This is a genomic window from Shewanella gelidimarina, assembly GCF_023283945.1.
GTDB classification, from domain to species: Bacteria; Pseudomonadota; Gammaproteobacteria; order Enterobacterales; family Shewanellaceae; genus Shewanella; species Shewanella gelidimarina.
Genome location: NZ_JAKIKW010000007.1, coordinates 43657 through 66577 on the forward strand (window position 1 = coordinate 43657; position 22921 = coordinate 66577).

Below are 22921 nucleotides of genomic sequence, written 5' to 3' on the forward strand. Positions count from 1 at the left end.
TGCAGATTGAAAACGTTGCGGATGGTGCTGCTAGGTATTATGGAAGAGTGAGTGATTCATAATGAGTGTCTAGTCCTAAAATAGGTTGACGGTTTTTATTAAGCCAGTTGGTTTTTCCGACTGGCTTTTTCATGCACCTCGTTTGGGGTTTTCATTCCTAAACTAAGATGCGGCCGTAATTGATTGTAAATCTCTATCGATTCTTTGACTAACACACCAAGCTCTTTCATCGTTCGGCAACGACAAAGCAAAAACTCATGCTTCAAAATACCATTCACTCGCTCCGCCAGTGCATTTTGGTAGCAGTCATATCCATCCGTCATTGAGGGCGTGATGCCATTCGCCGCTAATCTCATTTGGTACTCAGCCGAACAGTATTGTATTCCTCTGTCCGAGTGGTGAATAATATTGCCCGTTGTTATCCGGTTCTTTACCGTCATATCCAACGCTTTAACGACATCTGAGGCTTTCATTTCATCGCTGAGTTCATATCCCATTATCTTTCTGGAGTACGCGTCTGTCACCAGCGATAAGTAATGTGTTCCCTCATCTGATTTCACATAAGTGATATCGCTAACGAGTACCTCTTCTGCACGTTCAATAACTTTGTCTTTAAGTAAGTTAGGGTACTTTCTAAGCCAATGATGGCTATTCGTTGTTTTGGTGTAGTTCTTTCGCGGCTTTACCAACATATCGTGCCGTTTCAAATGTTGAAATAACCCATCTCTGCCAAGCTTTATTCCTTGCTCGATCAGCTGTGGCTTGATGAGTTGGTAGAGCTTACGGGTTCCTACTCTAGGCATAAATTGACGCCAATACATCACCATCGGCACCACGGGTTTGAGCTTTTCAGCTTTCGTTTCAACGCGTTGCTTCCACTGATAAATAGCTTGTCTCGATAAATTAAATTGCCGACTCGCTGATGCTAACTTTACTGTGCCTTTTTCTTTGGCAATCCAGAGCGCTCGGCTAAGTACTTTTTTTCTAAATCGATCCCATATTCATTCTTTAACAGTTCAACCATATCGCCGTAAATCATATTTTTCATTTCTAGATTAGAAACTTGCTTCTCGAGGCGTTTGATTTTTTGGGCGGGTGTTTCTTTAGATTTAGACATAAGGGAGTGCTCAATGGGCTGTGTCCAGTCTAATCTACCATGCTTTCTTAGCCATGTAAGGACAGTACTCCGACCTTGGATCCCGTAGTGTTCTTGAGCTTGTTTATAAGTCAGCTCGCCTTTTTCTACCTGGCTGACGACGGCTAATTTAAAGCCTAATGTATAATCACGCTGTGTACGTTTACTGCTGATTGAACTTGAAGGTTTCATAGATAAGTCTCCAAAGTGTCAACTTATCTCAGGACGGGACAGAGCCAATAAAAAAGCCGCTCTACTAATAGAGCGGCTTTTCAACTAGACGGGGTTATTACCAACCTGTTCTAGTACGAAGTGCTTTACCAATATCAGCAAGAGAACGTACAGTTGTTACGCCTGCTGCTTCTAGCGCAGCAAACTTATCTTCTGCAGTACCTTTACCGCCAGCGATAATCGCGCCAGCATGGCCCATACGCTTGCCTTCAGGTGCAGTAACACCAGCAATGTATGAAACAACAGGCTTAGTCACATTCGCTTTAATGTATTCAGCTGCTTCTTCTTCAGCAGTACCACCAATTTCACCAATCATTACGATTGCTTCAGTTTGTGGATCGTTTTGGAACATTTCCAATACGTCGATGAAGTTAGTACCAGGAATAGGGTCGCCACCAATACCAACACATGTTGATTGGCCGAAACCTTCGTCAGTTGTCTGCTTAACCGCTTCGTACGTCAACGTACCAGAGCGAGAAACAATACCGACTTTACCCGGCTTGTGAATATGACCAGGCATGATACCAATCTTACATTCACCCGGAGTGATAACACCTGGGCAGTTAGGACCGATCATACGTACGCCAGTCTCTTCAAGTTTAACTTTAACTTGAAGCATATCTAACGTAGGAATACCTTCAGTAATACATACGATTAGCTCAATGCCACCGTCGATTGCTTCAAGGATTGCATCTTTACAAAAAGGTGCTGGTACGTAGATAACTGACGCTGTAGCGCCTGTCACTTCAACTGCGTCTTTAACAGTATTAAATACTGGAAGACCTAGGTGAATTTTACCGCCTTTCCCTGGTGATACACCACCGACCATCTGAGTACCGTAATCGATAGCTTGCTCAGAGTGGAATGTACCTTGACCGCCAGTGAAACCTTGACAGATAACTTTGGTATCTTTATTAATTAAGACAGACATTATTTGCCCTCCGCAGCTTTAACAACTTGCTCAGCCGCGTCAGTTAGACTTGTAGCAGCAATGATATCTAGATCTGAGTTCGCAAGCACTTCACGACCCAGTTCAGCGTTAGTCCCTTCTAGACGTACAATAACAGGCACTTCAACGCCAACTTCTTTGACTGCGCCAATGATGCCTTCAGCAATCATGTCACAACGAACGATACCGCCAAAGATGTTCACAAGAACAGCCTTAACATTTGAATCTGACAAGATGATCTTGAATGCTTCAGCAACACGTTCTTTAGTTGCTCCGCCTCCTACATCGAGGAAGTTAGCCGGCTTGCCGCCATGAAGGTTTACGATATCCATCGTACCCATTGCTAGGCCTGCGCCGTTAACCATACAACCCACGTTTCCGTCAAGTGCTACATAGTTAAGTTCAAACTTAGCAGCGTGAGCTTCACGAGCATCATCTTGTGATGGATCGTGCATATCACGGATTTTAGGCTGACGGAATAAAGCGTTACCGTCGATACCAATCTTGCCATCAAGACAATGAATGTTGCCTTCGTTTGTGATAACAAGTGGGTTGATTTCGAGTAATGCGAAATCATGATCTTCAAACATTTTCGCCAAGCCCATAAAGACTTTAGTGAACTGCTTCATTTGTGTTGGGTTTAGACCCAATTTGAAGCCAAGATCACGTGCTTGGTATGGTTGAGGCCCTGTAATCGGGTCGATGATAGCTTTATGGATCAACTCTGGCGTTTCTTCTGCCACAGTTTCAATTTCAACGCCACCTTCAGTTGAAGCCATGAACACAACGCGTCGTGTTGCACGGTCTACAACAGCACCTAGGTATAATTCTTCTGCGATATCGGTACAGGTTTCTACTAAGATTTTAGCAACCGGCTGGCCTTTCTCGTCAGTTTGATAAGTTACTAGGTTCTTACCTAACCACTTTTCAGCAAATGCTCTGATCTCTTCTTTATCGCCAGTAACTTTAACGCCACCTGCTTTACCACGGCCGCCTGCGTGTACTTGACACTTAACAACCCACATATCACCGCCAATATGTCCTGCAGCTTCTACAGCTTCTTGAGCTGTATCACATGCAAAACCTTCTGACACTGGTAAACCATATTCGGCAAATAAAGATTTTGCCTGATACTCATGCAAATTCATGATGATCTATCCATATTACTACTAATCAATTTTTCAACAGGCCCAAATGGACCTGCAGCGAGGGTATTGTCTGTCTTGATTTATAGGTCAAGTAGCAGACGAGTTGGGTCTTCTAGGAAGTCTTTAATAGCAACCAAATAACCAACCGACTCACGACCATCTACGATACGATGATCGTAAGAAAGTGCGAGGTACATCATAGGCAGGATTTCAACCTGACCATTAACTGCCATAGGGCGATCTTTGATGGCATGCATGCCTAAAATCGCGCTTTGTGGCAGGTTCAAAATTGGAGTCGACATTAGCGAGCCAAATACACCACCGTTAGTGATGGTGAAGTTACCGCCGGTCATGTCAGCAACAGTTAACTTACCGTCACGGCCTTTAAGCGCAAGTTCACGCACGTTACGTTCGATGTCTGCAAGGCTCATCTTATCGGTGTCACGCAGCACTGGAGTCACTAGACCACGAGGGGTCGAAACGGCGATGCTGATGTCGAAGTAGTTATGATAAACAATTTCGTCACCATCGATAGAAGCGTTAACTTCTGGGAATCGCTTCAATGCTTCAGTCACGGCTTTCACGTAGAAAGACATAAAACCTAAACGGATACCGTGGCGCTTCTCAAAAACTTCTTGATATTGCTTACGGATACTCATGATTGGCTTCATGTTAACTTCGTTAAACGTCGTTAGCATGGCAGTTGAATTTTTAGCTTCCAGTAAACGATTAGCAATCGTCTTACGCAGACGGCTCATCGGTACACGCTTTTCACTACGTTCAGCAAGCGGCGCTGCAACAACGGCTGGTGCGCTAGGGGCAGGAGCTGCTTTAGCATTTTTAACAAATGCTTCAACATCTTCCTTAGTAATACGGCCACCAACGCCAGTGCCTTTAACTGCGCTTGCATTAAGATTATGCTCAGCAATTAAACGTCGAACTGATGGGCTTAAAGCATCACTTGTCTCTTCAGCTTCAGCTGCAGGCGTTGCCGCTTCAGCTTCAGCTTTAGTCACTTCTTGACCCGCTACTGCGCCAGCAACGAACTTAGCAATCACGGCTTCGCCTAAAACAGTCTCGCCTTCTTCCGCAAGGAATTCAGCAATTTGACCATCTTCAGGTGCAACAACTTCAAGTACGACTTTGTCGGTTTCAATATCAACAAGGATTTGATCACGAGAAACTTGCTCACCAGCTTGAACATGCCAAGTAGCAATAGTTGCATCAGCAACAGATTCTGGCAGTACGGGTACCTTAATTTCGATACTCATGGATAACGATCCTTTTTATATAATGTCTATTACTACAGTTTTAATGCACTGCTAATTAACGATTCTTGTTGCTGAGCGTGCAGCGTAGGGTAACCACATGCTGGCGCAGCTGAAGCTTCACGACCGGCGTAGCTCAATTGAGCTCCTGCAGGTACAACGCTCCAGAAATGATGTTGGCTGCAATACCAAGCCCCTTGGTTTTGCGGCTCTTCTTGGCACCAAACAAAATCTTTGACGTGTGCATAATCAGCGATCATCGCTGCCGCTTCTTCATGTGGGAACGGATATAATTGTTCCACACGAATAAGTGCGACGTTATCTTTGCCTTCTTTACGACGACGTTCTAGCAATTCGAAGTAAACTTTACCGCTACAGAATACAACTCTATCAACTTTACTCGGCGTTAAGTCATCGATTTCACCGATAACATTTTGGAATGTACCTTCGGCTAACTCTTCCAAGCTTGAAACCGCTAATGGATGACGTAGCAGCGACTTAGGTGACATAACCACAAGTGGACGACGCATAGGACGTACAACTTGACGGCGCAACATGTGATAAACCTGCGCTGGCGTTGATGGCACGCACACTTGCATATTGTGGTTAGCACAAAGTTGCAAGAAGCGTTCTAGACGCGCACTTGAATGCTCTGGGCCTTGACCTTCATAACCGTGTGGCAGCAACATTGTTAGGCCACATAGGCGGCCCCATTTTTGCTCACCAGATGATAAGAATTGATCAATCACCACCTGTGCACAGTTAGCGAAATCACCAAACTGAGCTTCCCACAGTGTCAGTCCACCAGGTTCTGCCGTTGCATAGCCATACTCAAATGCAAGCACTGATGCTTCAGACAAGACAGAATCAATAAGATCGATTGGACCTTGGTCGTCAGCGATATTACGCAATGGCATATACGCCGTTGCGTCATTTTGATTATGCAACACAGCATGACGATGGAAGAATGTTCCACGGCCTGAATCTTGACCTGTAATGCGGATACGCTTCTTATCTTCAAGAATAGATGCGTATGCGAGCGTCTCGGCAAAACCCCAATCGAGAAGCTTTTCGCCAGCAGCCATCAATAGACGGTCTTTGTAGATTTTTGCTACTCGAGATTGCAGCTTGTGGCTTTCTGGCACATAACTGATTTTATCGGCTAGGTTCTTAATGCGATCCATTGACATTTGCGCAGGATAATCGTCATTCCACTCAGCGCCGATATAGGGTGTCCAGTCGACAGAATGTAACGTCATAGGACGCCACTCTTTAACCACACAATCGCCTTCATCTAATGCATCACGATAAGCATTCACCATCGAAGTCACGTCATCAGAACCAATTGCATTTTCAGCAATGAGCTTGTCGGCGTAGATTTTTCTTGGTGTAGGATGTTTTTTGATTTTGGCGTACATCAATGGCTGAGTCGCACTAGGTTCATCCGCTTCGTTATGGCCATGACGACGATAACAAACCAAATCAATCACCACATCACGCTTAAATTCATTTCGGTAATCAACAGCAAGTTGAGAAACAAAAGCGACCGCTTCAGGGTCATCAGCGTTAACGTGGAAAATAGGCGCCTGTACCATCTTGGCAATATCAGTACAGTATTCTGTTGAACGAACATCTTCCATCAAGTTTGTGGTAAAACCGACTTGGTTGTTGACAACGATACGGATTGAACCGCCTACTTTAAAGCCGCGAGTCTGCGACATATTAAACGTTTCTTGAACAATGCCCTGACCCGTAATAGCGGAATCACCATGGATGGTGATTGGCATCACTTGCAGGCCGGTGTCACATTCACGTCGGTCTAAACGAGCACGTACTGAACCAATAACCACTGGATTTACGATCTCTAAGTGAGATGGGTTAAAGGCGAGTGCTAGATGGACATTGCCACCGGGTGTTTCAAAATCTGAGGAGAAACCTTGGTGATACTTAACATCACCCGAGCCGTTAAGCTCATCGCTATGCTTACCGGCAAATTCATCAAACAACTCTGATGGTTTTTTACCAAGCACATTGACGAGCAGGTTTAAACGACCACGGTGAGCCATGCCGATGACCACTTCTTTGGTACCCGCATCACCCGCACGATAAATAATTTCGCGCATCATAGGAACAAGCGCATCACCACCTTCGAGTGAGAAACGTTTTGCTCCTGGGAACTTAGCACCAAGGTATTTTTCGATACCTTCGGCTGCGTTAAGTCCTTCAAGAATGCGAGTTTTATCGGCTTTCGAATATTTTGCGGCACCGAGAGACGGTTCGAGACGTTGCTGGATCCAGCGTTTCTCGTCCGTATCAGTGATATGCATGTATTCTGCACCTATCGAACCACAATAAGTGGCTTTTAAGGCTTTAACAAGATCGACTAGCTTCATGGTATCACCACCATGAGCAAACGAACCAGTATTGAATTCACGCTGCATATCATCGCTGTCTAGACCGTGGAAAACGGGGTCTAATTCAGAAACCTTATCGCGTTTCCAAATGTCTAGCGGGTCCAAATTCGCGTTCTGATGACCACGGAAACGGTGCGCGTTAATCATCTGTAGGACTTTAACTTGTTTTGCATCGACTTCGTGATCGGTCACCTTAGGTGAACCTTTCTGACGTCCATCTAATGCAAGACTACGAAAATAGTCGCGTACTTTAGAGTGGGCAGCTTCAGGCACGTCACTTGATGTACCATTCACTAGAGGGAGGTTATCAAACACGACACGCCAGTCTTCAATTACTGACTGCGGATCTTCTTGATAGGCTTCATACATCTCTTCTACATAGGTCAAATTCGCGCCATTAAGATGAGACGATTCAAGCCAGGCTTTCATGATGCCTTGGTGCATTTCTATTCCTTTCAAACTGTATACACGTGCTTAGCCAAAGTCATAAATACAGAATCTTGTTCTAAGCAAGGATTCTGCAATCTCTGTAGCCCCTAGAGTTCCAGATTTACTATTATTGTCTTCCATGACAAAAGAGTCACTCCCCTAAATGAAAGTGACTCTCATAGAGCTATATCAATATCGGCTCTTTAATTTGCATCTAAACAGCTCTCTTCAGAAGCATAGACTTAATGTGTCCAATTGCTTTTGTCGGGTTAAGCCCTTTAGGACAAACATCAACACAGTTCATAATACCGTGACAGCGGAATACACTGTACGCATCATCAAGCTCTGATAAACGCTCTTCAGTCGCAGTATCGCGGCTGTCGATCAAGAAGCGATAGGCATGAAGCAAACCACTCGGACCGATGAACTTATCAGGGTTCCACCAGAATGAAGGACAAGCTGTAGAACAACATGCACACATGATGCACTCATAGAGTCCATCTAAATGTGCACGCTCTTCTGGTGATTGCAGATGTTCACGCGCAGGCGTTTTCTCATCGTTAATCAAGTAAGGCTTTATCTTTTCGTACTGGGTGTAGAACTGTGTTAAGTCTACAATTAAGTCACGCACTACAGGCATGCCTGGTAGTGGACGGATCTCAATCTTCTTATTTTTGAAGGTAGAAACAGGCGTGATACACGCTAGACCGTTTTTACCGTTCATGTTAACACCATCACTACCACAAACACCTTCACGGCATGAGCGTCTAAATGACAATGTTGAATCTAACTCTTTTAGCTTTATCAGTGCATCCAGTACCATCATATCAGTACCTTCGTCCACTTCTAAGCTGTAATCCTTCATGTAAGGCTTAGTGTCTACATCAGGATTGTAGCGATAAACTGCAAATTCCAATTTCATCGGGGCTTCTCCTAGTAGGTGCGCTTAACAGGCGGGAACGCGTCACGAAGCTTAGGCTCCATGTTCACATCACGCTTAGTCATAAGCTCGGTAATCGGGTCATAAACACTGTGGCATAACCAGTTTTCATCATCACGTTCTAGATAATCTTCACGTGAATGCGCGCCCCGACTTTCAGTACGGAAGTTAGCCGCCGTTGCCGTTGCAATCGCTGTCGCCATCAAGTTATCAAGCTCTAAGCACTCAATTCGCTGAGTATTGAACTCAGATGAATTATCAGAGAGCTTAGCGTTTGCGAGACGTGTTCGAATAGTCTTCAGTTCTTCAAGGCCTTCTGCCATTGCATCGCCACTTCTAAATACTGAGAAGTTAAGCTGCATACAAAGTTGAAGATCTTTACGGATAGCCTCAGGCTCTTCACCGTCTTTGTTGCTTTCCCAACGATTTAAGCGTGCTAGAGAAGCGTCAATATCGGCTTCAGTGGCATCTTTAGGGTTAGGTGTAGCATCAAGCGCTTTACCTAAGTGCTGACCTGCTGCACGGCCAAAGACCACTAAATCAAGCAGCGAGTTACCGCCTAAACGGTTAGCACCGTGTACTGATACACACGCAATCTCACCAACGGCAAATAGACCAACGATATCTTCTTCGCTGCCATCTGCGTTTTGGCGTAAAACTTGACCACTCACTTTGGCAGGTAATCCACCCATCATATAGTGACAAGTCGGTAATACTGGGATTGGACCGTCTGCGGGATCGATGTGGGCGAATGTACGAGACAATTCACATACACCAGGAAGACGCGCTTCAAGCGTTTCTTTACCCAAATGATCAAGCTTAAGTAAACAGTGCGGTCCTAATGGGCCGTCGAGACCACGACCTTCACGAATTTCAGTCATCATCGAACGTGCTACCACGTCACGAGAAGCCAAATCTTTCGCGTTAGGCGCATAACGTTCCATGAAACGTTCGCCGTCTTTGTTTAGCAGGTATCCACCTTCACCACGACAACCTTCTGTTACAAGAACACCTGCGCCAGCGATACCCGTTGGGTGGAACTGCCACATTTCCATGTCTTGCATCTGAACACCAGCGCGAATCGCCATACCAACGCCGTCACCAGTGTTGATGTGTGCATTGGTAGTCGATGCGTAAATACGCCCTGCACCACCTGTCGCTAAAATCGTTGCCTTAGCTTTGAAATAAACGATTTCGCCAGTTTCAATTTCGATTGCTGTACAACCGACAATGACACCGTCGTCGTTTTTAACTAAATCGAGCGCGTACCACTCTGAGAATACTTGAGTCTTATGTTTAACGTTTTGCTGGTATAAACAATGAAGTAGCGCGTGACCTGTACGGTCAGCTGCTGCAGCAGTACGAGCCGCCTGTTCGCCACCAAAGTTCTTTGATTGGCCACCGAACGGACGTTGGTAAATAGTACCGTCTTCAAAACGAGAGAATGGTAGACCCATCTGCTCTAATTCGATAACGGCTTCAGGACCGGTTTTACACATAAACTCAATCGCTTCTTGGTCACCGATAAAATCGGAACCTTTCACGGTATCGTACATGTGCTGTTCCCAGTGATCTTCGTGCGCATTACCCAGTGCGACAGTAATGCCACCCTGTGCAGATACGGTGTGAGAACGAGTAGGAAAAACTTTAGATAACAGCGCGCAGCTCTTACCTTCTTTTGAAATCTGCAATGCCGCGCGCATACCCGCGCCACCAGCGCCGATAACAACCACGTCAAATTCGCGAACTGGAATACTCAATTAAACACCCCACACAATCAAAATGCCTGCGGCCATATAAGAAAAGGCTGCTACGACAAAAACAAACTGAAGCACACCACGTAATGACACACACTTAACGTAATCGGTAAGTACCTGCCAAACACCAATCCATGCATGGACTAGAATCGCAACCAGTGCGAGAAGTGTGAAGACTTTCATCGGCAAAGCACTGAATAAACCGTGCCATGCATCGTAAGTCAATGGAGAGCTACATGCGATAAAACCAACCATAAAGATGGTGTAACAGGCTAGAATTACTGCACTTGCACGTATAAGAATAAAGTCATGGACACCACTGCGACCAAGACTTGCTGCATTAGTTACCATACCCAAATCCCCGCGATGATAGAAAACACTACTGATAATGCCATAGCGACTTTAGCTGAAGTTAATCCTGAAGAAAGTTCTTCCCAGTAGCCGGCATCCATCACTAAGTGGCGTAAACCCACTATCAAGTGATAACCCAACGCGGTAAGAATTCCCCAAACGATAAACTTGACGATAAAGTTATCAAAAAGAGATTGGACGCCAGCAAAACTTTCAGCGGATGCTAATGATTCATTAAGCAACCAAATAAGAATACCGACAGCAAACAACATAATAACGCCCGATACACGGTGTAGGATGGACGCGATCGCCGTTGCTGGGAACTGTATAGTCTGCAGATCTAAATGGACAGGTCTTTGCTTTTTCACGTTCTGCTCACTCTGCTCAATTGAGCTAATTTTTGTTATACGAACCGCTTTTACTCAGATCCCCATCCGTGAACTAGGTCACAGTTTAAGCCCTTTGCAAAAGAAAACTTGAAACAAACATTTAACAGTTTAGCGACCACTAATTAAGGTTGTATAAATGTGGTAACTATTCCTCAATGTATGCAGCTCATCTGAGCCGCAGCAAGTATACGTGGGTGAAATGTCAAATACAAACATCACATTATGCAAATTTTGTTTTTTTGGTAAAAAAATCTGCCAAGCCCCTGTTGCGACAGGTGGTTATTGCTAATTAAGACCATGGTCTAACAAATTTAAACGCTTATTTAAATTGAAATGTGATCTAGATTCACTGTAAAGTATTGGGGTTTGATAAGCCGCACTCAATAAGAATGAAGTAAGGAGAATGGGGTATGGCTGATAATATAGCCAAGTTGGAACTACCAGGGAACGATTCAATCGATTTGCCGATCAAGAAAGGAACGGCAGGATTTGATGTAATAGACATCAGTAAGCTAGGTAGCACAGGTCACTTTACCTTCGATCCAGGATTTCTCGCGACAGCTTCCTGCGAATCAGCTATTACTTATATCGACGGCGACCAAGGGATCTTGCTTCATCGCGGATACCCAATTGGCGAGTTGGCAATAGACTCTGATTATCTAGATTTATGCTATTTGCTGCTTTACGGAGAGCTTCCGAATAAAGCACAGTACGATACATTCGTACACACGGTTAAAAACCACACCATGGTTAACGAGCAACTTGCGAGCTTCTTTAGAGGTTTCAGACGTGATGCTCACCCAATGGCAATGTTGTGTGGCGTTACTGGCGCCCTTTCTGCATTCTACCAAGATTCTTTGGATGTGAATGACGAGCGCCATCGCGAAATTGCTGCTTACCGCTTGGTGTCAAAAATGCCAACAATCGCAGCGATGTGCTACAAGTACTCTATTGGTCAGCCTTTTGTCTATCCACGTAACGATTTAAGCTACGCTGGTAACTTCCTAAGCATGATGTTTGCTGTGCCATGTGAAGAGTACAAAGTTAACCCAATCGTTGAACGTGCTATGGACCGTATCTTCATTCTACATGCAGATCACGAGCAAAATGCATCGACTTCAACAGTTCGTTTAGCAGGTTCATCTGGGGCTAACCCATTTGCGTGTATTGCTGCGGGTATTGCGTCTCTTTGGGGACCTGCTCACGGTGGTGCTAACGAAGCTTGCTTGAACATGCTAGAAGAGATCGGCAGTGTTGATCGTATTCCAGAATTCATTGCACGTGCTAAGGATAAAGAAGATCCTTTCCGTCTAATGGGCTTTGGTCATCGTGTTTACAAGAACTTCGACCCTCGCGCTAAAGTCATGCGTGAAACGTGTCATGAAGTGCTTGCAGAGCTAAATGTGAATGATCCATTGTTAGATGTTGCAATGGAACTTGAACGTATCGCACTAGAAGACGAGTATTTTGTCTCTAAAAAGCTATACCCGAACGTTGATTTCTATTCAGGGATCATCATGAAAGCTATTGGCATTCCAACAAGCATGTTCACTGTACTGTTCGCATTAGCGCGCACAGTCGGTTGGATTGCACATTGGAAAGAGATGCTAGATCAGCCTGGTCACAAGATCAGTCGTCCTCGCCAGCTATACACTGGTGATGCTGAGCGTAGCTTTGTTGCAAAAGACAAACGCGATTAGTAATCTGGTTAATGATTAACCGAAAAAAGGCACTCGTTGAGTGCCTTTTTTATTGTCTGAAATAAAGGGTTAGCTTGACGAGAACAGTCTGCTCATAAGCTCAGTCACTCTCGCCAGCGATACACGGGTGATGCTGAGATGAATGTTGCCGTAAGATATTGTTGCAAAAGACAAACACGATTAGTAATCTGGTTAGTGATTAACCGCAAAAAGGCACTCGTTGAGTGCCTTTTTTATTGCCAGCTTCAAACATTTACCTTGATTGACATCGGCAGCCAATAATAAATTCATTAATGGCGCGCATGGTGAGTTAATTTGCTGCTATCGGAGCAGATTAAGAAAGTCATCAGGTGCAGGTGTCTCGAAAGTGAGTCGCTTGCCTGTCTTTGGTCGCGTAATACTCAGGCGTAATGCATGCAGCCCCATGCGCGGGCCTTCAGTTCCATAACGGGGATCGCCAATCAGCGGATGCCCTAGCCAAGCCATGTGGGCACGGATTTGATGTTGTCGACCCGTCTCCAGTTGAACTTCAAGCAATGACCGCTCCCCCACTGTCCGCTGGGTGTTAAAATGCGTGATGGCTTTTTTAGCTTCTGGATGTGGACCAACTATCATTTGATACTTCTCAGGATCTATTCTCAAGGGCTGGTCAATGGTGCCTTGACTCGGATTAGGGCAACCTTCAACCACCGCAAGGTAAGTTTTTTCGGCCTCACCCCAGCCATCCATAACGGCTTCGCGCATTTCGCGAGACGTTGCAAACATCAAAACACCCGATGTATCACGGTCAAGCCTATGCACCGGCCAAAGATTAACGGTACGCTTAGGACGCGTGAGCTGCTTGCGAAGAATGGCAAGCGCATGGTCTTTGTTTTCATTGGCTGTTGCCACTGACAACAAGCCAGCAGGTTTGTTGATGACGATAAGATCGTTGTCCGAATACAAGATTTCAAGCCGGGAGACTTTAAGTTGCACGTTCTTCCCCGTAGCCCGAACTTCTACATCATCGCCGACGTTGATCTCATGATCATGGCGCATGATCGGCTGACCGTTGACGATTATGCATCCTGTTGTCAGCCGTTGTTTAATTTTGCTGCGACTCCAGCCTTTTAGCTCGGTGGTGAGGAAAGAGAGTAGAGGCGATGCCTGTTTCACTCGTAATCTTTCAGACATAGTAAGTTGTTCTCCAGCTTGGTGTTTCTAGTAATTCAATAGACATAATAATCATACCAACGCCCACATAACAGGCAAATAATACTTGGCTAAAATTGGTGAAAATGAGCGTTTAACGTACATTCGATGCGTTTGTTAAGTGTCGCGGCACTGATTTTCAGTAATGAAAGTAAATGAAGTCAGTTATCGAGTTTGAAGCATTGATACCGATAACGCTCTCATTATGTCCAATGAACGGCCACATTATAAAATCAATAATGTGAGATTCTAACAGCAAGAGATCAATACCACTAGATAACCGCAGTTTATAAAAATGGGGCTTCAATGCTTTCCATCAGTAAAACTTCAAAAAGAGCGCTATGGAGGGAGTAATAACGGCTTTGGGCGTAAGAACCTTTGCCCTGATAAGCACCTGCAGACAATAATGTTTGAACCGTTTTTCACTTCGTTTTGAAGAGCATTTTGTTAACGCATTTATGAACAAAATCTTGTTAGCGTTAATACTCAAAATTCTATAATTCACATTACAATAAAGATGGTAAAACTCGGTTCTTGTTAAATTCGATAATCAAGAATACTGCAAGCGTTAAGCTTTACAACATCGAATAATAGTTAAGAAATCAGAATTGTATTCGTTGAGAGATGGATTGCAGTTTACTCTCGCAACAGGAAGCTAACTAGCAAGGTTAGGAGCTCTTATTATCGAGAGTAGATGACGCCCCCCCCCCCTCGGCAACATGCTTCTTAGTTGCTCTACCTTCTAAATCCATTCAATCGTGTGCGGAGCCGCATCTAGAGTGTTTTTTGGTCTGGTAGCTAGAGACCTCCAGCTACCAGATTATGCGTGTTTTCCAATAATATGAAGCAGGTCTTCAACATTTCTCGCAATGTAATCAGGCTTAACTTCCCAACGTTCAGGCTCTGAACGACTATATGCGGCAGCGACAGAAATCACCTTGGCACTTCCTCCAAGTGCTGACTGCAAATTACGGGCAAACTTGGCGTCTGCTTCATGGTCACCGATGTACATTAATAATTTACAATTTCTATGCCCAAAAATTGACTCCACACACTTGAGACCACCAAATGAATGTGGTTTTTGGTGACCATTTGATACATCGTCGTAACCAACAATAGCTTTAAATGGTGCGTCTATCCCATTGCGTTTAAGCACCCTACTAATATTTTTTTGCGAGTTTTGAGAGCAAATACCATGGTGTAATTTAGAAAAATGCTCAACGACATTTTTTATTCCGTCAAAAAGTGCAACTTCGGTTTGGTTTTTATCTTGGTGTTCAGCCCACATACTGCCAGCTTGAATCATCTCGCCATGAGATAGACCGTAGTAATCAACATATAATTCTTGCCAGTTAAATGTGGAGCAACAATAGATAGAATTGCTTTTGTAAAAAAGCAATATTCTTCGGCACTGAATTAACGAGTGTCCCATCGTAATCCCACAGTATTGCATCTAATTTCATTTCATCATCTCATTGTCCAATAAACCGATTTGGATCATACACCTTGCAACGAATTGGCAAAGCTTAAACATAGCCAGCCATTAATAATCAACAACATAACTAGCTTTCAACTCAATATCAATGATTGACGTCTATCAAAGACAAACTTGAACACTGTTCAACAGAGTGGCGCGATTAAATACCAGAAAATAAGTGAAGTAACTGAGATTGGTGAGTTTTAAGGCGTGGATTGTTAACCTGTAGATTAACATAGGAAAGGGCTGTTGAAGTTACGGTCTTTAGGCAAGTCTACTTGCATATACTGATAACTATTTGAAAAGTGCCGCGGGCGTGTATCTAAGTTTTCACAGTAACTGCTTAGCTCTTGCAACGTCCCGACTGGGCCGTGAAACAGTTGCCCAAACTCGGTGGTGATTTTTAGCCAATTAGCGGCTGGGATATTTAATCGATTCAAAATCATTTCTGCACTTGAAGAAATAGCACCACACTTATCGTTACGGATTATTCTGCCTGTTCCATCAACCAGTTCAAGGTAGTCTTTCAGCGAGAAAGCACTACCTTTGGGTTGATGCTCTCGCTCATTGTCAATAAAGGCTAATAGCTTGCTCGGTTGTTGACCTTTAAGCGTTGCAGTGACTCTGAGTTTTAAACTGGTGAAGTCCGATTGCTCTGGCGTTTACGCCATCTTCGCACGGATTGGCCTATCTATTAGCAAAAAGTGTTCGACATAGGTCATACAAGCCAGCACAGCGGCCTCATCCAAAAGGGCTTGAGATTTAAACCGCCCTTCCCAAAAATGCCCAGTGCAGTAATCTTCAAAGTTGGCTTGTCTAGCTATTGGTTCATTCAAACATCTCATGAACCATTAGATATCACTGAGTCTTGAGCGGTAAATCGCTACTTGGTGCTTTAACTGAGCAACTAGGTGTTCTTCAATCACTTCACCTTTAGCAAACTTTTGAGTCAGCCCTGTACCGTTAAAGCATTTGTGCCCATTGCTCAACAACATCCCTATCTGACCAGAAATTTACTTTGTCTACATCGATATACAGCACGATATGCAAATGATGACTTCCTCTCAGTTACTAAGAATGCATAAGCTGCAACATCAATAGCAAACACCTCGGTAAGCTTCAAAATTTGCGTTTATAGCCAACTTCGGCGATGGTCATATTTTTTCCCGTGTACTTATCATCACCGCACACTATTTATGAAAAGTCAGGCACGCCGCACGACACGGCTACAACAATTATAATCAGGGTTCTTCTTGGCCTTGGTATACAACCTCCTTGTTAAATGCTCTTTCAAAGCTTAGTAGGAGGTCGTTCTTTATGCCATTAACTATGGGCGGCACTATTTTTGACTTGATTAAAATCTAATTAAATTAGCTCTTTATGATGACTTGTCATGATGTTCGATTAACTGATGCACAGCCTCGAGCAGCTGTCACTCAAACCCGAGAGCCTAGGACATCGGTTCCGCTGCAATGCAATACTAGGCTAGGTGCCGTTTCCCGGAAGTATACGTTTTAACCACGTGCTATAGCGCACATACTGAGGATACCTTGGTAGTATCCTCGACTATGTTGGTAGTATTCTCTACGACGTCCATTAGGCATTTATAAGAGAAGTAACTAAATGAACGAGTTATTACTACAAGTAAGGACACTCACCAACGGTGATCCTTTGTTGACAGCTGTAATTGTCGGAGTATTGACATTAACGTTAAGTGGACTAGTGGGCTATATGTTAAAAGGTATCCCCTCGAAGATGTTAAGCTTGGTCAGTAGCCTGCTGTTGATACGGCTGACTATAGACGACAGCCAGCAGGTGCGTACAGAGGTATTCAATAAACTGTCCTTTCTGATAAGTAACACTACCGTTCCGCTGTTTTCACGCTCTATCTCTGAGGCTGTGTACTTTGACTATAGTGCGAGTTACGACGGTCTTATCAGTGTTAAATCTATCGGTTACGGCATGCACGTGTTTAAATACCATGATTGCTTCATGCTGGCGACTCGGTCTAAGGTCGATAGCACTATGCCGTACGATACTATTACTATAGCTGTACCATGGTGGTCGAAAGATAAACTATATAGCTTTTTAGAAGATGTTCGTGGAGACATATCTACTGAGCCAAAGGTTAATATTTTCGAGGAAACTGAATGGTGTCGCTATGGCACATTAAAGTCATCAGGTTTTAGAGAATTAGTGCTAGATGGAGGGTTTAAGCAGGAGCTACTTCGTGAAGTAGGTAACTTTGCAAGTAGAGATAAATCGGTTGTAAGTAAGCTAACCTTACTGCTACATGGACGAACGGGTACCGGTAAGACTGGTATAGCTAGAGCCTTAGCGGTTGAATATGATCGCGATCTATACATACTTAATCTTTCTACTGTAAACGATGTCACTGTTCATAAGGCGATTAGAAAGATACCGCCTGGAGCCATGTTGTTAATAGAAGACTGTGACTGTGTAAAGGCTACGGTATCACGTGCTGCAGAAAGTAACGTAGATAATCCGCCGCTAACCTTAGGTGGCGTACTTAACGCGCTAGACGGAGTCATTCCTCTTGAAGACTGTCTTGTAGTAATGACCACTAACCATCTTGAGAGTCTCGATCCTGCGTTGATACGTAAAGGTCGTGTAGATGTCAGTATTGAAGTACCGCTTATAAGTGCAAAACAAATCAATGAAGACTACCAGGACCGTTTTGGCGCAGTTATCAATAGAACTGAACCTATGTTAGGTTGTGAAGTATATGAACTCCATCGTAGAGCCAGCTTAAGATATGGTGTGTGTTGTAAGCCTCTAGGCCTATTAGGGTAAAACATGCCGCGTACATAAATGGAGAAAGGGGATCAGAGCTTGATGGATCCCCACGAATTTAAAAACGAGCTTGTAGTGCATTGATGAATTCTCTTAGTGCATCAATGCCGCGTTCTACATGCAAGTGCACTGCAAATAGATATAGCCAGCCACTAATAATCAATAACATAACTAGCTTTCAGCCCAATATCGACGATTGAAGTCTATCAAAGAAAACTTGAACCATTTCCAACAGAGTGGCTGCGGATAAAGGACGCAGAATAAGTGAATTAGCGGGGATTGGTGAGTTTTAAGGTGTTGAATATTAACTCAATGGACTAACTGAGAAAAGGGGTCTTGAGGCGGTGAGTTAGAGTCTAGTTTACTTGAATATACTGACAGCTATTTGAAAAGTGCCGTCGGCGTTTATCTAGGGGTTCGCAGTAGCGGCTAAGCTCCTGCAGCGTACCCACTGGGCCGTGAAAAAGTTGTCCAAACTCTGTGATGATTTTCACCCGAAAAACTAAAGCCACCCATCGTTAATCAATAACATAAGACATCATATACAAATGCATAGGATTTGCGCAATGTTCGGTATTGGTGGTTTTCGAGGATCACTGAATGATAGCCTGATATAAGGAAAAGTAAGGTAAAGCTGCTTACGAAATCTACTATCGAATTGTTGTGGAAACACACAAAGGGGCAAAAGCTCGTTAGACGAAACTGCCAAATTGAATATGCAATGTTGATAACGCGGACGCTACTAGAAATTCGACTATGCTTACCAAGCGTTGATATATATCAAGTTATATCACCTAAATGTCGTGTAAATTGCTTCGACCTTCCTTAATCAATCAGTCATATAAAGGATTATTGTCGTGATGCGCTTAATTAGTTTAGTTTTCCTTACGCTTTTTTTTGCACTCCCAATCCAAGCCCATGAGCTACATTCTTCCGGTGGTTTTATTTCTGGATTTAATCACCCCGTTCTCGGTTTTGATCATATGTTAGCCATGATATGTGTTGGGCTTTTAAGCACCCGACTTGGCGATCGTGCAATCTGGACCGTACCCACTGTGTTTGTTTTATTCATGCTTATTGGTGGCATAATTGGCTTACTCGCGATACCGATTCCGTTCGTAGAGATAGGTATTGCTACTTCTGTTTTGTTATTAGGGTTAGCATTAGCCATAGACAAAAGATTACCTCAGTTATTGGTAATGGGATTTGTCGCCCTATTCGCCATATTCCATGGTCATGCTCATGGTGTTGAGATGCCCCAACTAGCTGACCCCGCTCTCTACGTTTTAGGGTTTATCTTTGGTACTGCATCTATCCATATTGTTGGGGTTTTATTAGGTATGGCTATGCAGCAAAAAGACCCTCAGCATCGTTTAATTCGCTCATCTGGTGGCGTCATAGCACTTATCGGTGGTTATATTTTGGTCAGCATTTAGTCGTTCCTATACCTTTTTGAGCCTGTCCAACACCGGAACTGGAATACTGTGTTGCTATAGAGTTTAAACTTGCTTCAGGCGAGAAATCTCACTTGGAGCCTAGAAAGAATAAGCCCGCTATTATTAATCAGTTGCACGAAGCTGCGGCTGTACAACTTAGGCCTGTATTGATGACTACAGCCACTATGGTTATTGGCGTATTCCCACTTCTAACTGGAGTTAATCGGGTCAGAGTAAAATTTAGCGGTGTCATTTTCGAAAACAGGGACATCAATTGAACCAACCTTTGGTGCAGGTATTTCATCCATAATTTGATTAGTTGCTGTACGTCAAAAGCCGATGAATCTTGAGTTGTCGAAATCACGATCTAACCAACTTTGGGGGGAAAGTGAGTTAGCTCAGACCAAAGAGGTTCCAATTGCCTGCGGCTGGCATATGTGCAGACGCAACTGAGGCTCGCTGCAACTCTTTATAAAATGAAGGGTCCATGTAAGCTCAACGAGGGCATCTAATCCCCAAGAATGGCGGAAATACCAAATTATGTAGGGAACAGAATTGGCCATGTTTCCGAAGCCTGATGCTTCAAAATTGATAGCTTTCACTCTCGGCCAAATTAGGGCAAAAGCCCCACTACCTTGGTCAAGCGTTGCTTGATAAACCTCAAGACCACTAACCAACTTTGCGTGCATAAATGAGTTAGAGCAGCAAGGGAAGTTGATGAAGCTAAATATGGACACTGGAAATGAAGTTATTCCTTCATAACATGCTAAAAATTGTTGGCTGAAATTTTAGGGACGAAAATAGCCAATTGTATTCAGTCCTTATTTATTAACTTGTTCTGAATTATTTCATAGTCAATTAATTGAAAATATAGAACTTCAAGCTGACAATTATAAATATAACATTGAGGCTGTACTGAGCTATTTGCCAATATCATTAAAACCATAAACATCGAACCCTCTCATCGTAGCCGGCCTTTCATTACATCGACAAACCCATGCAGTTATATTTTTAAAGGATTCAAGCTCCAATTGTTCACTTGCCTTATAGAACATATCTAACCACATGACCCATGGGAATATTGATATATCTACAATGCTATATTTATTAGCAATAATGTAATTTTGGCCTTGAAGCTTATCATCTAATATTTTTAGAAGTCGTACTGTTTCTTTTTCAAACCGCGCTTCAGGATAAGGGTGATTACAATTTTCTTTTCCATAAGTATGGAAGTGACCAAAAGCTCCAAACATCGGCCCAATATTGGCGGCCTGAAAAAATAGCCACTGTATAGCCTCACATCTAGTAGCTGAGTCCTGTGGTAGCAATTTTCCTGATTTTTCTGCCAGATACAGTAAAATGGCTCCAGATTCCATTATTGATATCGGCTTTCCACCTGGGCCACTTGGATCAATAACAGCCGGTATTTTCCCATTAGGATTTATCTTTCTAAATTCTTCAGCAAACTGATCTCCCTTTAAAATATCAACGGTATGGATATCGTATGTAAGACCCATTTCTTCCAATGCAATCGGAATTTTAATTCCGTTAGGCGATCCTAAAGCATAGACCTGTATATTTTTCATGAGATCGATTCCTTACATTCCTGATGCATAACAGCTTACTACACGGAATGCCTGATAACGCCGACCGTGTGAGTTATTTTTACTTTAGTTTGAACATAATGAACTTGAGTCGATAACATAAAACCGACGCTACCATTCATCTCACCTTGGGGCATAAATGGTTAGCTTCAGCCCATATTGGTTCCAATGACCTGCGGTCGGTGCATGTGCAAATACTGTAGGGGCATGCTGCAATTTTTTATGAAAGAGATGGTCTCTGTAAGCTCAACGAAAATCTCTGCCCTCCATGACCGCTCTGCTGTTTCATCCCTGAAACCAAAAGCCTCAGACGCATCTACACTAAATTATAAAGGCGCAGCTTGATAAGTTTAGGTTATCTAGACTAACGACCTACAAACAAGCTTTAGCGCAAAAGTAATTGACCTCAATACCCTAGAGGCCACCACCCTCTCTACTAAAGTGAGCTTCTGCTTACATTGTTAAAAACCGCAACAATTGAACTTTTTCGCTACATCACCCATCAAAATAACCAACAAACATTCACACTCACAACTTAAGCTGTTGTATATAAAGGAAATTAAACCTTGGCATACATAATGCTTAGTAAAGCCTAATGAAATAACTTAAATGGGTTTAAAGACATGGAAGCATTCAAAAACAAAAAAATCATTCTCCCAATACTACTTGCTGCACTGCTTAGTGCTTGTGGCGCAGAAGAAGAGGTTAAAGAAGAAGAGAAATATGCCGTCCCTGTAGAGACAACCACAGTGATCCAAGGGGATGTATCGTCATTTTATAGCACTACCGCGACCCTTGAAGCACCAGAAGAAGCTAAAGTTGTTACCCGCATTGCCGGACTTATCCAGTCAATCAATGTTGAAGAAGGTGATCGCGTCGCTAAAGGCCAGCTGTTGGCGATTATCGATTCAAAAAGACAGAAATTTGATTTAGACCGCTCACAAGCCGAAGTTGAGATTATTCAACAAGAACTGAATCGCCTCAAAAAAATCAACAACAAGCAGTTTTTTAGTGCCGACTCTATGGCTAAACTCGAATATAACCTACAAGCTGCCATGGCTAAACGTGATTTGGCCGCATTGTACGTACAAGAAAGCATGATCCGCTCACCCATTGAAGGTGTGGTCGCGACGCGATTTGTGAAATCTGGCAATATGGCTAAAGAGTTCGACGAACTGTTTTATATCGTTAACCAAGATGAGCTGTACGGCATTGTCCACCTCCCAGAGCAGCAGCTGCAACACCTCCGCTTGGGACAAGATGCACAGATTTTTGCCAACAAACATACTCAAGATACCACTCACGCGACAGTGTTGCGGATAAGCCCTATTGTTGATGCTCAAAGCGGTACGTTTAAAGTCACGCTTTCAGTGCCAAACCAAAAGGCAACCTTAAAAGCTGGGATGTTTACCCGTGTAGAGCTTAGATACGACACTCATAATGACGTAATAACCGTTCCTTATAACGCGCTTGTAAATCAAGACAATGAATTTGCCCTTTATGTGATTGACGGAACAAGCGCTAATCGCCGCACAGTAACACTCGGTTATCGCGAAGCAGATACAGTAGAAGTGGTTGCTGGTATCGAACCTGGCGAGCAAATCGTTATTCGTGGTCATCAAAATCTAAAAGACCAATCGCTCGTTGAAGTGATTAGCTCTTTAGATATTGCATCAGCCAAGTAGACC

16 protein-coding genes and 1 pseudogene are annotated in these 22921 nt (G+C 43.5%); 4 read left to right on the forward strand and 13 right to left on the reverse strand.

The annotated features are described in order from the left end of the window. Window positions 1–98 precede the first annotated feature (98 nt). The 9 genes from L2729_RS08175 to sdhC all read right to left on the reverse strand — a co-directional run bounded on the left by L2729_RS08175 (window position 99) and on the right by sdhC (window position 11011). Window positions 99–1327, reverse strand: a protein-coding gene (locus L2729_RS08175) for an IS3 family transposase (RefSeq protein WP_248987836.1) whose coding sequence is annotated in 2 segments (ribosomal slippage) — window positions 99–976 and window positions 976–1327 — 1230 coding nt in all. Because the reading frame shifts where the segments join, the coding sequence is not laid out codon by codon here. A gap of 97 nt (window positions 1328–1424) precedes the next feature. Then, window positions 1425–2297, reverse strand: coding sequence for a succinate--CoA ligase subunit alpha (gene sucD / locus L2729_RS08180; protein WP_101091137.1), 873 nt, complete (start codon window positions 2295–2297; stop codon window positions 1425–1427). Further along, window positions 2297–3463 carry an ADP-forming succinate--CoA ligase subunit beta gene (gene sucC / locus L2729_RS08185; protein WP_101091138.1) on the reverse strand — a complete coding sequence of 389 codons (1167 nt, stop codon included), beginning with the start codon at window positions 3461–3463 and terminating at the stop codon, window positions 2297–2299. The genes sucD and sucC overlap by 1 nt, the downstream gene beginning before the upstream one ends. Before the next feature lie 80 nt (window positions 3464–3543). After that, complete coding sequence (gene odhB / locus L2729_RS08190; RefSeq protein WP_248987837.1) at window positions 3544–4734, reverse strand: 2-oxoglutarate dehydrogenase complex dihydrolipoyllysine-residue succinyltransferase; 1191 nt, start codon at window positions 4732–4734, stop codon at window positions 3544–3546. Window positions 4735–4766: 32 nt separating this feature from the next. Beyond that, window positions 4767–7589, reverse strand: a complete 2823-nt coding sequence (gene sucA, locus L2729_RS08195) for a 2-oxoglutarate dehydrogenase E1 component (protein ID WP_248987838.1) — start codon at window positions 7587–7589, stop codon at window positions 4767–4769. A gap of 199 nt (window positions 7590–7788) precedes the next feature. After that, window positions 7789–8496, reverse strand: coding sequence for a succinate dehydrogenase iron-sulfur subunit (locus tag L2729_RS08200; RefSeq protein ID WP_101091141.1), 708 nt, complete (start codon window positions 8494–8496; stop codon window positions 7789–7791). An 11-nt stretch (window positions 8497–8507) separates the two neighbouring features. Then, window positions 8508–10274 (reverse strand): succinate dehydrogenase flavoprotein subunit, encoded by a 1767-nt coding sequence (gene sdhA / locus L2729_RS08205; RefSeq protein WP_101091142.1) that lies wholly within the window; start codon window positions 10272–10274, stop codon window positions 8508–8510. Further along, window positions 10275–10622, reverse strand: a complete 348-nt coding sequence (gene sdhD, locus L2729_RS08210; protein WP_101091143.1) for a succinate dehydrogenase, hydrophobic membrane anchor protein — start codon at window positions 10620–10622, stop codon at window positions 10275–10277. It abuts the gene before it with no gap. Next, a complete protein-coding gene (gene sdhC, locus L2729_RS08215) occupies window positions 10616–11011 on the reverse strand; it encodes a succinate dehydrogenase cytochrome b556 subunit (protein WP_101091144.1) in 396 nt (131 codons plus the stop codon). Before sdhC ends, sdhD begins: the two co-directional genes overlap by 7 nt. A gap of 410 nt (window positions 11012–11421) precedes the next feature. Here sdhC and L2729_RS08220 point away from each other — a divergent pair, with 410 nt between their 5' ends. Further along, entirely contained in the window at window positions 11422–12711 is a 1290-nt protein-coding gene (locus tag L2729_RS08220; RefSeq protein WP_248987839.1) for a citrate synthase, read from the forward strand. Between the two features lie 321 nt (window positions 12712–13032). On the opposite strand, the gene L2729_RS08225 is transcribed toward L2729_RS08220, so the two are convergent. The 3 genes and pseudogenes from L2729_RS08225 to L2729_RS08235 form a co-directional block, all read right to left on the reverse strand. After that, on the reverse strand, window positions 13033–13884 hold the full coding sequence (locus L2729_RS08225; protein ID WP_102044558.1) for an RluA family pseudouridine synthase: 852 nt from the start codon (window positions 13882–13884) through the stop codon (window positions 13033–13035). 838 nt (window positions 13885–14722) lie between these two features. After that, window positions 14723–15334, reverse strand: a complete 612-nt coding sequence (locus L2729_RS08230; protein ID WP_248987840.1) for an HAD family hydrolase — start codon at window positions 15332–15334, stop codon at window positions 14723–14725. Window positions 15335–15609: 275 nt separating this feature from the next. Further along, a pseudogene (locus tag L2729_RS08235) lies at window positions 15610–16673 on the reverse strand (transposase). A gap of 329 nt (window positions 16674–17002) precedes the next feature. Between L2729_RS08235 and L2729_RS08240 the strand changes: the two are divergent. Together L2729_RS08240 and L2729_RS08245 are read left to right on the forward strand one after the other, a co-directional pair. After that, window positions 17003–18193, forward strand: coding sequence for an AAA family ATPase (locus L2729_RS08240; RefSeq protein ID WP_248987841.1), 1191 nt, complete (start codon window positions 17003–17005; stop codon window positions 18191–18193). Window positions 18194–19050: 857 nt separating this feature from the next. Beyond that, on the forward strand, window positions 19051–19629 hold the full coding sequence (locus tag L2729_RS08245) for a HupE/UreJ family protein (RefSeq protein WP_248987842.1): 579 nt from the start codon (window positions 19051–19053) through the stop codon (window positions 19627–19629). A 920-nt stretch (window positions 19630–20549) separates the two neighbouring features. On the opposite strand, the gene L2729_RS08250 is transcribed toward L2729_RS08245, so the two are convergent. After that, window positions 20550–21215 carry a glutathione binding-like protein gene (locus L2729_RS08250; protein WP_248987843.1) on the reverse strand — a complete coding sequence of 222 codons (666 nt, stop codon included), beginning with the start codon at window positions 21213–21215 and terminating at the stop codon, window positions 20550–20552. Window positions 21216–21856: 641 nt separating this feature from the next. On the opposite strand from L2729_RS08250, the gene L2729_RS08255 reads away from it, so the two are divergent. Continuing rightward, window positions 21857–22918, forward strand: a complete 1062-nt coding sequence (locus L2729_RS08255; RefSeq protein WP_248987844.1) for an efflux RND transporter periplasmic adaptor subunit — start codon at window positions 21857–21859, stop codon at window positions 22916–22918. Window positions 22919–22921: the final 3 nt, after the last annotated feature.

Bases quoted from the DNA above. Each gene is read 5' to 3' on its own strand.
- sucD (WP_101091137.1), bottom strand. From the start codon at position 2,297: ATGTCTGTCTTAATTAATAAAGATACCAAAGTTATCTGTCAAGGTTTC.
- sucC (WP_101091138.1), bottom strand. From the start codon at position 3,463: ATGAATTTGCATGAGTATCAGGCAAAATCTTTATTTGCCGAATATGGT.
- odhB (WP_248987837.1), bottom strand. From the start codon at position 4,734: ATGAGTATCGAAATTAAGGTACCCGTACTGCCAGAATCTGTTGCTGAT.
- sucA (WP_248987838.1), bottom strand. From the start codon at position 7,589: ATGCACCAAGGCATCATGAAAGCCTGGCTTGAATCGTCTCATCTTAAT.
- L2729_RS08200 (WP_101091141.1), bottom strand. From the start codon at position 8,496: ATGAAATTGGAATTTGCAGTTTATCGCTACAATCCTGATGTAGACACT.
- sdhD (WP_101091143.1), bottom strand. From the start codon at position 10,622: ATGGTAACTAATGCAGCAAGTCTTGGTCGCAGTGGTGTCCATGACTTT.
- L2729_RS08220 (WP_248987839.1), top strand. From the start codon at position 11,422: ATGGCTGATAATATAGCCAAGTTGGAACTACCAGGGAACGATTCAATC.
- L2729_RS08225 (WP_102044558.1), bottom strand. From the start codon at position 13,884: ATGTCTGAAAGATTACGAGTGAAACAGGCATCGCCTCTACTCTCTTTC.
- L2729_RS08230 (WP_248987840.1), bottom strand. From the start codon at position 15,334: ATGGGACACTCGTTAATTCAGTGCCGAAGAATATTGCTTTTTTACAAA.
- L2729_RS08240 (WP_248987841.1), top strand. From the start codon at position 17,003: ATGAACGAGTTATTACTACAAGTAAGGACACTCACCAACGGTGATCCT.
- L2729_RS08250 (WP_248987843.1), bottom strand. From the start codon at position 21,215: ATGAAAAATATACAGGTCTATGCTTTAGGATCGCCTAACGGAATTAAA.
- L2729_RS08255 (WP_248987844.1), top strand. From the start codon at position 21,857: ATGGAAGCATTCAAAAACAAAAAAATCATTCTCCCAATACTACTTGCT.